Origin of the sequence: Hydrotalea sandarakina, assembly GCF_003254115.1 — a bacterium.
GTDB classification, from domain to species: Bacteria; Bacteroidota; Bacteroidia; order Chitinophagales; family Chitinophagaceae; genus Hydrotalea; species Hydrotalea sandarakina.
Window position 1 is genome coordinate 103,530 of the sequence record NZ_QKZV01000002.1, and the last position, 12,777, is coordinate 116,306.

The window sequence follows — 12,777 nt, forward strand, 5'->3', positions numbered from 1 at the left end:
CAATAAGTATTATTGTATGCCTTCATAAATAATGGCGGCGCCTTGACCCACACCCACACACATGGTGGCTAAGCCATATTTGGCTTTTTTACGTTTCATTTCATGTAAAAGGGTGGTGGATATGCGGGCACCACTGCAGCCCAAGGGATGTCCTAATGCTATGGCACCGCCATTGATATTTATTTTTGTAGGATCTAAATCTAAATCGCGCATACAAGCAATACTTTGGCTGGCAAATGCTTCATTTAATTCAATTATAGATAAATCACTTGCTTGCAAACCGGCACGGTGCATGGCTTTACGACTGGCCGGTACAGGGCCAATACCCATTATAGAAGGGTCAACGCCTGCAGTAGCCATACTTACCACCCGGGCAATGGGTTTTAAATTAAATAGTTGAATAGCTTCTTCGCTGGCTAATAACAATGCGGAGGCTCCATCATTAATACCACTTGAGTTGCCGGCTGTAACAGAACCATCTTTAGTAAAGGCAGGCTTTAGTCCTGCTAACTTTTCTAAAGTTGTAGGTCTTGGATGCTCATCCTCAGCAAAAATAGTTGGTGTTTTATTTTCGGTAATTTCAACGGGAATAATTTCATCTTGCCATTTGCCGGCTGCTAAAGCTGCAGCATATTTTTGTTGCGATGCTAAAGCAAAAGCATCTTGTTCTTCCCTTGAAATTTTCCATTGTTGCGCCACATTTTCAGCAGTTTCACCCATGCTGTAAGGATGATACATGGCAGCTAATTTTTTATTGGTAAACCTCCAGCCAATGGTGGTATCATAAGTTTCTGTTTTACGGCTCCAGGCACCATCACTTTTCGCAGTTACAAAAGGGGCACGGGTCATGCTTTCAACACCACCGGCAATATACAACATGCCATCGCCACAAGCTATGGCGCGGCTGGCATCCATAATGGCTTGTAAACCACTGGCGCATAAACGGTTCACGGTATTTCCTCCAACAGTTACGGGTAAACCGGCTAATAAAGCTGCCATACGGGCTACATTTCTATTGTCTTCACCCGCCTGGTTGGCTGCACCTGCAATCACATCTTCTATCATAGCTGCATCAATACCGGGATTGCGTTGCAATAAGGCAGTAATCATCAATGCCAATAAATCATCGGGGCGTATGGTGCTTAATTTTCCGCCATAACGACCAATAGGTGTACGCACTGCATCAATTACATAAACTGCTTTCATATATAGTATTTTAATAATTGTAAAAAGAACGTTGCCGCAAAGGAAAACAAATAGCACAATTTAGCAAAATAAAGCTGATGGGCTTTGTGTTGTATCTTTGCCGCATGAATCAATTACCGAATATACGTGCATTGAGCAATGAGCAGTTGTTGACATTTTTGGAAAGTATCGGCGAAAAGAAATTTCGTTTGCAACAAATAAAAGAGTGGTTATGGCAAAAGCATGCTGCTTCTTTTGACGATATGACGAATTTAAGTAAATCGTTAAGGCAGCAATTATCTGAACATTTTTCACTTCCGGCGCTTACCATTGATACCACTCAGTATAGTGCTGATGGTACCGTTAAAACCCGCTTTAATACACACGAAGGATACAAAGTTGAAGGTGTGTTAATTCCTACTGATGAAAGAAGGACCGCATGTGTGTCTTCTCAAATTGGTTGTAGTTTAAGTTGCAAATTTTGTGCTACCGGTTATATGGATAGAAAACGCAATTTAACTTTCGATGAAATATATGATCAGGTTGCGCTCATCAATCAACAAAGTGAATCACTCTTCGAGAAGAAACTAACCAATATTGTTTTTATGGGTATGGGTGAGCCATTGCTCAACTACAATAATGTGTTGGCTGCCATTGAACGCATTACTGCTGAAGATGGCTTGCACATGAGCCCCAGGCGTATTACCGTTTCAACAGCGGGTGTAGCCAAACAAATTAAAAAGTTAGGCGATGATGGTGTGAAGTTTAAACTGGCCTTATCCTTACATGCACCTAACGATGCTAAGCGTAATGAAATAATGCCCATTAATGAAACCAATAATTTAAAGGTATTGATAGAAGCCCTCAATTACTTTTATGCCAAAACTAAAAATGAAATAACTTTTGAATATATCTTGTTCAAAAACTTTAACGACTCATTGAAAGATGCCGATGAGTTAATTAAAATTTACCGTCAGGTTCCGGCCGATTTGGTTAATATTATTGAATACAATCCTATTGATATTGCTACTTTTCAAAAACCCGATGAGCCGGCTATGGAACGCTTTATGCAATATTTAGAAAAACATAAAGTGAATGCCCGTTTACGTAGAAGCAGGGGTAAAGATATTGATGCAGCCTGTGGTCAATTAGCCAATAAAGGCAAATAATTTAGCATTTTGTTATTACCGTTTCGTTAATATAAGCAATGTACCTGTTGGGCATTGCTTTATTTGTTATTTTCATGGTTCATTCATTTTATGCATTTGTATTTTATTTCAAAAAAATGGTTACTTTTAAACATAAACCTAGAACTATGAAAAAACTATGCAGTGTTTTGGCTGTATTGGTGTTGGTGAGCAGTACAGCTATGGCCCAACCCAATACTTATAAAGGAAAAAGCAAGCATCGCCATGCGTGGCATAAGCACATTAAACACTATAAAAAGAGGATGTAGCATTTCCTTTCATTTGAATTAAATCGAGGGAACCCCGCTTTTTTGCGTACTTTTGCCTTTCCTGTTGCAAAACAGTAAACAGAAGTATATGTCGAAACCGTTTGAAAAGTTTATGAATGGCCAACTTAAGGGGGCCAAGAAAAAAGAAGCTATTCGCCAAGAAAAACGCAAGGCAAAAGCCGCAGCCAGAGCTGAAGGTGAAGCCATTAGAAAAAAACAGTGGGAAAAAAAGCATGGCATTCTGCCTGAATCTACTAAACCCGCACATCCTTCCAAAAACAAGTCGGCATATCCAAAAAATGTAAAAGCAGCAAAGGATACAGGCCCAAAAAAACTGTCTAACAAAGTTCCTTCTAAGCCTGATATTGCGCATGAATTAGCCAACCCGCAAACACCAATGCCATTGAATAAATTTTTGGCACATGCAGGCATTTGTGGCCGAAGGGAAGCTGCTGAATTAATCAAACAAGGGCAGGTTACAGTAAATGGTGATATTATTTTTGAACCCGGCTTTAAGGTGTTGGGTAATGAAGATGTTAAATGGAAAGGCAAACGCATTTTTATTCAAAAAAATTTAGTGTACATATTGCTGAATAAACCCAAGGATTATATTACTACTTCTAAAGATCCTGAGGGGCGTAAAACAGTGTTAGATTTAATAAAAGATGCTGCACAGCAACGTGTGTATCCTGTAGGGCGGTTAGATAGAAATACTACCGGTGTTTTATTGCTTACTAACGATGGGGCATTGGCGCAGAAATTAACACATCCATCTTTTCAGGTAAAGAAAGTGTATGAAGCTAAATTAAACAAGCCATTGGCCAAAGCCGATATGGAAGCACTATTAACCGGTTTTCAGTTAGAAGATGGCTTTATTAAAGCCGATAGTGCTGCTTATGCCGATACAAAAGATAAATCGGTTATTGGTATTGAAGTGCATAGCGGTAGAAACCGCATTGTTCGCCGTATGTTTGAGCATTTGGGATACGAAGTAAAAGCATTAGACCGCGTATTATTTGCCGGATTAACTAAGAAAAATGTTGATCGTGGAACTTGGCGATACCTCAATGAGAAGGAAATAAGAAACTTAAAATACCTGAATGGGGCTTCCCAAACCAAATAGTATTGACGTATAAGCTTTGTAATTGCATGAAACCGGAAATAATTTTTGAAAACGAATTTTTTGTTGCTGTACATAAACCCTCTGGCTTACTCAGTATTCCTGACCGTATGGGGAAGGAACAAAGTTTAAAAGATATTTTAATAGAAAAATACCAACAAATTTATACAGTGCATCGCCTTGATAAAGATACCAGCGGTGTAATTGTATTTGCAAAAGATGAAGATACGCATCGTCAGCTTTCATTAATGTTTGAAGAACGCCGGGTAAAAAAAATATACAATGGGTTAATTTACGGAGTTCCGGTACACCAATCCGGTACCGTTGATGTTCCTATTATCCCTCATCCCGGAAAAGCCGGCATAATGACTACCGGTAAAAAAGGTAAACCTGCTATTACCGATTATGTTGTTGTAGAGCAATTGGGTAAATATGCCTGGATGCAGTTTGAAATACATACCGGGCGTACGCACCAAATTAGGGTGCATATGAAATACATTGGCCATAGCATTGTTTGCGATGCCTTGTATGGCGATGCACAGCCTTTATTACTTTCATCCATTAAACGCAATTTTAAAATATCCAAAACAGCCGAGGAAGAAAGACCTTTGTTAAACCGGTTGGCTTTACATGCTAGCGAATTGTCTTTTGAATGGCAGGATCAAGACATTCATTTAGCAGCACCCTTACCTAAAGATTTGCGTGCTACCCTACAACAATTGCGAAAGTGGGTTTAAGCTGTAATTGTGCAGTTCATAAGAATGGTATTTCTACCTTTTTCCCCTATTCACATTAAATTCAAAAAAATATGCTTGAAAACAGGCAGAGGGTATTACATTTGCACAATTTCACAGTCATGAGCAATCACCTTCTTCACAACGAATCCATCCCTTCAAAAAGAAAAAAAATTATTGTTTTAGGAAGTGGTCCTAACAGAATTGGTCAGGGCATTGAGTTTGATTATTGTTGTGTGCACGGACTTTTAGCCATTAAAGAATGTGGCTATGAAGCCATAATGGTAAACTGTAATCCCGAAACCGTTTCAACCGATTTCGATGTAGCCGATAAGCTTTATTTCGAGCCCGTATTTTGGGAGCATTTATGGGAAATTATTGAGTTAGAGCAGCCGGAAGGTGTTATTGTTCAATTAGGAGGGCAAACTGCCTTAAAACTATCCAAGCGCTTACACGAAAAAGGGATTAAAATTATTGGTACCTCTTTCGATGACATGGATATTGCCGAAGATAGAGGCCGTTTTAGCGATTTGTTGAAACAGCTTGATATCCCTTATCCTGAATATGGAACCGCATACACTGCCGATGAAGCCATTGAAGTGGCCAATCGCGTAGGCTACCCGGTTTTGGTTCGCCCCAGTTATGTGTTAGGTGGCCAGCGTATGCGTATTGTTATTAATGATGAAGAAGTAGAAAAAGCAGTAGTAAGTTTATTAAAACATATTCCCAATAATAAAATTTTAATTGACCATTTCTTAGACCGCTGCCAGGAAGCTGAAGTTGACGCCATTTTCGATGGTGAAAACTTTCATGTAATGGGGGTAATGGAGCATATTGAACCGGCAGGTATTCACAGTGGCGATAGCAATGCAGTTTTGCCGGCATTTAATCTAAGCCCCATGGTTGTTGAAACCATGGAGTATTACAGCGAAAAAATTGCGCGGGCTTTAAAAATAAAAGGCTTAATCAATATTCAGTTTGCCATTAAAGACAATACAGTGTATGTAATTGAGGCCAACCCAAGGGCTAGTAGAACCACCCCATTTATTGCCAAAGCCTATCAGGTACCTTATTTAAATATTGCAACTAAAATAATGTTGGGTGCTGCTAAACTAACCGACTTTAACATTGAGAAAAAGCTGGAAGGCTATGCCATTAAAGAACCCGTATTTAGCTTTGAAAAGTTTCCGGGTGTAAGTAAAGAATTAGGACCTGAAATGAAAAGCACCGGTGAAGCCATTCGGTTTATTAAAGACTTGCGTGACCCTTATTTTAGAACTTTATATAAAGAACGCAGCATGAACTTAAGTAAATAAGCGATGCATTTTTTTAAAATAAAAGCCTTCCCTTAAAATAGTGGAAGGCTTTTGTTTATGGCAAAGTATAAATTAAAGTTGATTAATATCTACCATTTTATTTTTAAGTGCATAAATGGCCAAGCCCATACGGCTATGCACATTCAATTTTTCAAAAAGGGCATTGCGATAATCGTCTAAAGTGCGGGGGCTAATGTAAAGCCGTTCAGCAATGTCTTTATAAGTAAGTTCAGTACAAATTAAACGTAAAAATTCTTTTTCTTTTTCGGTAAGTGCTTCCGGTTCTGCCGCAGCTTTTTGGGAACCGCTTTGCAAACCACTAATTATCTTTCCTGAAATAGTATCGGATAAATAAAAGTCTTTTGATAAAACCGAGTCTAATGCATCATTCAATTCTTCCGGTTCTACGTTTTTCATTAAAAAACCTTTCGCACCCAGTTTAATCATTTGAATAATGTTGGTATCATCACTTTCCATGGAAAGTGCCAGAATTTTTATGTGTGGATGGTGCTTCGTTATCCAACTGGCAGTTTCATACCCATCCATTTCCGGCATATTAATGTCCAATAAAACAATATCGGGTAAAACCTGTTTGCTTAATTTTTCAATAAATTCTTTGCCATTACTGGCTTCAAAAGCAACAGTATAATTTTCGTAACTACTTATTAGTTTGGCTAAGGCACTCCGCAATAAAACATGGTCATCAACTACGGCTACTTTGTATGAAGGTGTATTGGCATTGCCAATCATAAGTCAGCGTTTTGTTGTAAAATATAGGTATTTCTTATAGGTAAAATTATTTTAATTTCTGTTCCGTGGTCTAAGATACTGTTTATTTCAATATCTGCACCAATCATTTTGGCTCTATTTTTTAAATTGCTTAATCCCAATCCTGTATTTTTTGATTCTTCCGCTAATTTATCTTTAACGGAAAAACCAATACCATCATCTTTAATGCGCAAAACAAATTTATTTTCTTCAGGAAAATGAAACAGCACATCAATATTTTTAGCATGAGCATGTTTTATAATGTTATTGATGGTTTCCTGAAACATACGGAACAGAAATATATTGGTTTCTTCATTAAATTTTACTTGGTATTTAGAAGTGGGATATTCCAAATTCACCTTAAACTTACCACTGGTACGTAAACGTTCTATTTCATTTTGGATGGAAAATTCCAGATCTAATTTTTCGGCTTTTTTGGTATGAAGGGTTTTGGTTAAATTAGAAATTTCCATGATGGTACCGCTTAAACTTTGTGAGGCTTCCATCAACATATCTTTTGCTTCAGGCTTTTGCAGCAAATTACGGGCAGTGGCAATGGTTAGTTTGGTAACTTGTAACTGTTGGCTAATACTATCGTGTAATTCTTCTGCAATTTGGCTCATGGTGCGTTCCTGCACTACAATTCTTTCTCGTAAAATTTGTTGTTCATGGCGTTCTTTCAACAGCGTCATTTCACGTAAAAAATTATGCTGGCGACGTTGGTACAGCATTACCATACCTACCACAAAGCCCACCAAACTAAAACCTAGTATGGTTCCAAGTATAATGATAGAGGAGATTTCGTTACCTTGAATCGGCATAAGAATGCAATACTAAACATTGTGTACAATATTATATTCAAAATCTGGATAAAAAGATTAAAATTTCTAAGAATTGCACTAGGTAGGCTATAAACAAAATTCACAAAGCCGTAAATAGGAAAGCTAACGGCATAGTAAAACAATAGGCCACTGCAAATCCAAAAATCGGGCATGCGTACCAAAGTAACAGGGGTAGGTTTTAATAGAGTTTCAATAAAGTAGTATGCACAACAAAATACTATTAATAAACATCCGGCTGCATAGGTAACAGAATGAAAAGCGTTAATGCCTTGTACAAAGAAAATATTCACCATAGCTGCCACAAAATAGGCAATCATCAAGCCAATGAAAATTTTTTTGGCAATGGGTTGGTGAATGAATTGATGTATGATAAAGACATAAAATATAAATTCGAAAGCTGTAAAGAAATTGTAAAGGGGGATAGTCGATATAACTTTAGTACTTAAATATACACCAATTATTTCTACAATGAAGCTTAAGAATAAAAAAACACTAAAAAATATTATCCTATTATTTTTTGAAGCTTTAAAGTTATACAATAAAGACCCAAGTAAGCTAATTAGTAATACAAGTAAAGCGAAACTATGCATACGTGAAAATAAAAAAAAGAATCAAACTAATAAAGTTTGATTCTTTTTTACTTTTAAAAAATAAATAATTTAAATTATTATCATTCCATCATCACCCTTATCAACAAGCGTTACACCCAATTCGTTATCATCAATTCCAAGTTTACCTAATGTGCCTATGCAAAATGGTGGGCAAAGGCTCATGGCATTATATGCCAATATATTGGTTTGTCCATTCTCATCAGTATAATAAATATCTCTATTCAGCATACCAACACCGCTATCATTGTGTTTGGTACCTACCATTACCAAAGTTTGGCGGCCGGCATATTCAGGTCTTTCTGCATAGTCGGCATCATATGCACCAAAATAAAATTTAATTCCATCTGCACCATGGCTTTTAGCCTTAGCAATAAATTCTTCCATCTCTTCAATACTCCACCAGCCACTTAAAGAGTCTTCTTTACCAATTCTTTCACTATTGTGAACCCAACGTTCTTGTTTATAATTGCGGATCACTTTATCAACATGAGCAGTATTTACATACTTACCAACCTTTAAGGATTTTTTTTCAATAGTTTGCATAGCTGTAGGTTTTTTAGATGTTTGGAAAATTTGTTTTTTTGAATAACACTGTAAAACTATTTAACAGTTGTTTTGAATTATATTCAAAACATATTGTTTATCAATTAATTACAGATTAATTTCATCCATAAACAATTCACCCCTAACCCTTTTTATGTACAAACCCGCAAAAAAAACCGTAAAAACACGGGGTAAAAAACCGTAAAAACACGGGTATAAAAAACTGTATAAATGCGCAAAAAAAACACCGTAATGTAACGGTAAAAAATACCGTTTTATTTTTTTTAACAATAATTCATCAATTTCAAAATAAGTTTAGAAATTAGCAATGGGTTGAACGCCAACCGTTTTTATAAATCCAATATCCTAAGGCTTAGCCCGAAAATTTCCCCAATTTTTTTGGGGATTTTTTTTGCCCATTTTTAATCCTGCAAAAACGCAGAAAGCTTTTGCACAATTGTGCATTCTTTTGTATTTTTCTTTTTGTTATGCACCTTTCATCCCAACAATGGTATTTCACTACGCCTACTAACTGGTGGCAAAAAGCGCCTTTCCTGCGTTTGTTGCTACCCTTTGTGGCCGGACTGTTACTGCAAACTATTGTTGGTGTTGCTTTTATGTTTACGGCTTTTGCAGGTATTGCGGTTTTGCTTTTACTAATAATATTTCTATTGGCACCCCACTATTGGCAATTGCACCGGTTTTTGCTAAAGGGTATTATGGTAAACTTATTTTTTTTGTTATTGGGCATGTTTGTACTGGGGTATCAACAACACCAACTGCAACCTGCTGTTTTACTGCCAACCGGTGTTCAAAATTTGGTAATACAACTTCATGAACCTTTAACAGAACGCAATCAAACGTATAAATCCGTTGCTCATATACAAACTGCTGAATTACAGGGTAAAGTAGTTGAAGCCGGCGGGCAAATGATTTTGTATTTTAAAAAAGATAGCACTCTGTTGCGTTTATTGCCCCAATTAAATGCCGGTACACAATGCGTAGTGCAGTGTAACCTGCAACCCATTCGCAATTCGGGTAATCCGGGTGCTTTTGATTATGAAGCCTGGTGTCATCAAAAAGGCATTTATTATCAGGCTTTTTTAAATGGAAAGGCTATCCGCCAAATAAAGCAACCCACTGCATTTGGCTTACAGCAAATGTTGTGGACTATCCGATTGAAGGTTTTGTATTTGCTGTACCGTTACATTCCCGATAAACAGTCGCAAAGCATTGCATCGGCATTGTTAATGGGTTATAGAAATGATTTAGACCGGGAACTGGTGCAAGCATATAGTAATGTGGGTGTGGTGCATATTATTGCCATAAGTGGGTTGCACATGGGCATGGTATATGGATTGCTGCTTTTTTTATTGAGCCCCTTAGAAAACCGAAAACAATGGAGGGCATTGAAATACATAGGTTTATTATTGGGTATCTGGAGTTTTGCGTTGATTGCAGGCGGCGCACCTTCGGTTAGTAGAAGTGCTGTGATGTTTTCGTTTATTGTTTTAGGGCAATGGCAGCAGAAAGAAGCCTCTATATACAATAATCTGGCGGCATCGGCAATGTTATTATTACTCTACAATCCCTATAATTTGTGGGAAGTAGGGTTTCAATTAAGTTATGCTGCGGTATTGAGTATTGTTGTTTTTCAACCCATACTACAACAATGGTTGTTGCAATGGCTGCCATTTAAACCATTGGTGCAGATTATCAGTGTTACCCTTGCTGCACAAATATTTACCATGCCTATTAGTGCTTATCATTTTCATCAGTTTCCCGTCTATTTTTTAATAGCCAATATTTGGGTAGTGCCTTTTACGGCTGTTTTATTATATGCTTTACTGCTACTGTTGCCCCTAAGTATTTGGCCTGCTTTGGCTGTATGGTGGGGTAGCATGGCCTCGAAGGGTATTGGTGCATTGAATGCAGGTGTACTAGCCATCAATGCTTGGCCACACGCTGTTTGGAAAAACATTTACCTTACTTCAGGTCAAACAGTTTTGTTATTACTGGCATTGTTATTATGGATTTATGCAGTTTCCTTTCATAAAAAAAATCCCATTTACCTGTCTTTTGTGGCAATAGGGTTGTTTGTAGGCATGCGCACTATTGACTATTGGCAAAAAAACAAACAAAATAAACTAATCGTGTACCAGGTGCCACAAGCTACGGCGATAGATTTCATTACAGGGGCCAATTGTAAGTTTTTTGGAAATGCAGCGTATTTTTCTGATGGTTTCTTGCGCAATTTTCATTTGCAACCAAGCCGAATTGTCCATCGTGTACACACCATTGATGTGTTAGATACTACATTACAAACCTCGGTAAACCTACATTTTCAAAAACATCAAATTGTATGGTTAAACCAACCTCGGGCAGTACAACAATTTTCGTTTACAACCCCGCCTTCAGTGGTTATTTTATCGCAGAATGTGGCTTATTCACTTGCAGAATTAGGAAAGTTATGGCCCACCAGTTTTTTTGTGGCAGATGGAAGTAATGCTTTGTGGAAAATCAATGAATGGAAAAAAGAAGCAGAGGCGTTACATTTGCGCCTTCATTCGGTACCTGATTCGGGGGCTTTTGTGATGAACTTATAGCCATCGAATATTCTATCTGCAAACAACCAATGTAACATACCATGCAAAAGCAAATGAAAAGTGCCCTTATTTCCGTTTTTTATAAAGACGGCTTAGCCCCTATTGCCCAACAATTACATGCATTGGGTATCACTATTTATTCCACCGGCGGTACGCAACAATTTTTAGAAAAAGAAGCCGGCGTGCCATGTGTTGGGGTTGAAACCTTAACGCATTATCCCAGTATTTTAGGTGGAAGGGTTAAAACCTTGCATCCTGCTGTATTTGGTGGTATTTTGGGGCGTAGGGCAGAAGCACAGGATGTTGCTGAAATGCAACAATATGCCATTCCTGAAATTGATTTGGTAATTGTAGATTTATATCCTTTTGAAGAAACAGTAGCTGCTACCAACGAAGAAGCAAAAATTATAGAAAAAATTGATATTGGGGGCCCTTCCATGATTCGTGCTGCTGCTAAAAATTTTAAAGATGTAATGGTTGTGGCTGCTAAGGAAGATTACAGCGCATTATTAAAAATATTAACCGAACAAAAAGGTGCAACAACTATTGAACAACGGCGTGCCTTTGCTGCTAAGGCTTTTGAAGTGGTAATGCATTATGATGTAGCCATTCACAACTATTTTAATGCACCTGCAACTGTAAGCGAACAAGTAATGCGTTACGGCGAAAATCCGCATCAAAAAGCTTCATTTAAGGGTAATTTGCAAAAGTTGTTTGTGCAGTTGCATGGAAAAGACTTGTCGTACAATAATTTAGTAGATGTTGAAGCGGCCATACAATTGTTGTTAGATATAAAAACTGTTGCGAAAGCATGTGTATTTGCTATTTTTAAACATACCAACGTATGTGGTATTGCTGAACGTGCTTCATTAAAAGAAAGTTGGGAAGCTGCATTGGCCGGCGATCCGGAAAGTGCTTTTGGTGGTATATTAATAACCAACGTGGAAGTAGATGCAGCAACGGCTTCCGCTATTCAGGAAATATTTTTTGAAGTGTTAATTGCACCTTCTTTTAGTGAAGAGGCTTTAACTATTTTAAAAGGAAAGAAAAACAGAATACTATTGCAGTTGCAACCTGATATTGTGTTGGAAAAACAACAGTACAAATCATTATTGAATGGGGTATTGCAACAAACCACCGATGAAGGCAATATTGCGGAATACAAAGAAGTAGGCGGACGACCTACCACTGATGCTGAAAAAGAAAACCTGTTGTTTGCAAATTTGGTTTGTAAACATTTAAAGAGTAACGCTATTGCCTTGGTGAAGAACAAACAATTGGTGGGAAAGGGTTGCGGACAAACATCAAGAATTGATGCTTTGCGCCATGCAATTGAAAAAGCGCAACAGTTTCAATTTAATTTAGAAGGTGCAGTATTAGCCAGTGATGCGTTTTTCCCTTTTAATGATTGTGTGCAAATTGCCCATGCTGCAGGTATTGAATGTTTTATACAACCGGGCGGTTCTATTCGCGATAAGGATAGCATTGACTATTGTGTGGAGCATCAATTGGCTATGGTGTTTACCAATATGCGCCATTTTAAACACTAATAATTTTTATTACGTAACCCTGTTAATCATCCTCAAGTTATTGAGG

General features: G+C 37.6%; 12 protein-coding genes. 8 read left to right on the top strand and 4 right to left on the bottom strand.

What is annotated here, in order from left to right; translation table 11 throughout:
* Positions 1-9: 9 nt before the first annotated feature.
* On the bottom strand, positions 10-1,206 hold the full coding sequence (locus LX80_RS03350; RefSeq protein WP_111293646.1) for an acetyl-CoA C-acyltransferase: 1,197 nt from the start codon (positions 1,204-1,206) through the stop codon (positions 10-12).
* Between the two features lie 104 nt (positions 1,207-1,310).
* On the opposite strand from LX80_RS03350, the gene rlmN reads away from it, so the two are divergent.
* The 5 genes from rlmN (at position 1,311) to LX80_RS03375 (ending at position 5,811) form a co-directional block, all read left to right on the top strand.
* Positions 1,311-2,354, top strand: a complete 1,044-nt coding sequence (gene rlmN, locus LX80_RS03355) for a 23S rRNA (adenine(2503)-C(2))-methyltransferase RlmN (RefSeq protein WP_111293647.1) — start codon at positions 1,311-1,313, stop codon at positions 2,352-2,354.
* 146 nt (positions 2,355-2,500) lie between these two features.
* Complete coding sequence (locus tag LX80_RS14425) at positions 2,501-2,641, top strand: hypothetical protein (protein ID WP_170120365.1); 141 nt, start codon at positions 2,501-2,503, stop codon at positions 2,639-2,641.
* Positions 2,642-2,729: 88 nt separating this feature from the next.
* Positions 2,730-3,764 carry a pseudouridine synthase gene (locus LX80_RS03365; protein WP_111293649.1) on the top strand — a complete coding sequence of 345 codons (1,035 nt, stop codon included), beginning with the start codon at positions 2,730-2,732 and terminating at the stop codon, positions 3,762-3,764.
* 26 nt (positions 3,765-3,790) lie between these two features.
* A complete protein-coding gene (locus tag LX80_RS03370) occupies positions 3,791-4,498 on the top strand; it encodes an RluA family pseudouridine synthase (protein ID WP_111293650.1) in 708 nt (235 codons plus the stop codon).
* 119 nt (positions 4,499-4,617) lie between these two features.
* A complete protein-coding gene (locus tag LX80_RS03375; protein ID WP_111293651.1) occupies positions 4,618-5,811 on the top strand; it encodes a carbamoyl phosphate synthase preATP-grasp domain-containing protein in 1,194 nt (397 codons plus the stop codon).
* A 72-nt stretch (positions 5,812-5,883) separates the two neighbouring features.
* Here the strand turns inward: LX80_RS03375 and LX80_RS03380 are convergent, their stop codons facing one another.
* Together LX80_RS03380 and LX80_RS03385 are read right to left on the bottom strand one after the other, a co-directional pair.
* A complete protein-coding gene (locus tag LX80_RS03380) occupies positions 5,884-6,561 on the bottom strand; it encodes a response regulator transcription factor (protein WP_111293652.1) in 678 nt (225 codons plus the stop codon).
* Entirely contained in the window at positions 6,558-7,400 is an 843-nt protein-coding gene (locus LX80_RS03385; protein WP_111293653.1) for a sensor histidine kinase, read from the bottom strand. Before LX80_RS03385 ends, LX80_RS03380 begins: the two co-directional genes overlap by 4 nt.
* A gap of 272 nt (positions 7,401-7,672) precedes the next feature.
* Here LX80_RS03385 and LX80_RS03390 point away from each other — a divergent pair, with 272 nt between their 5' ends.
* Positions 7,673-7,867 (top strand): hypothetical protein, encoded by a 195-nt coding sequence (locus tag LX80_RS03390; RefSeq protein ID WP_111293654.1) that lies wholly within the window; start codon positions 7,673-7,675, stop codon positions 7,865-7,867.
* Between the two features lie 213 nt (positions 7,868-8,080).
* On the opposite strand, the gene LX80_RS03395 is transcribed toward LX80_RS03390, so the two are convergent.
* Positions 8,081-8,575: a hypothetical protein gene (locus LX80_RS03395; protein ID WP_111293655.1), complete on the bottom strand. Its 495-nt coding sequence runs from the start codon at positions 8,573-8,575 to the stop codon at positions 8,081-8,083.
* A gap of 488 nt (positions 8,576-9,063) precedes the next feature.
* Here LX80_RS03395 and LX80_RS03405 point away from each other — a divergent pair, with 488 nt between their 5' ends.
* Positions 9,064-11,181: a ComEC/Rec2 family competence protein gene (locus LX80_RS03405; protein WP_111293657.1), complete on the top strand. Its 2,118-nt coding sequence runs from the start codon at positions 9,064-9,066 to the stop codon at positions 11,179-11,181.
* A gap of 41 nt (positions 11,182-11,222) precedes the next feature.
* Positions 11,223-12,731: a bifunctional phosphoribosylaminoimidazolecarboxamide formyltransferase/IMP cyclohydrolase gene (purH, locus tag LX80_RS03410; protein WP_111293658.1), complete on the top strand. Its 1,509-nt coding sequence runs from the start codon at positions 11,223-11,225 to the stop codon at positions 12,729-12,731.
* Positions 12,732-12,777: the final 46 nt, after the last annotated feature.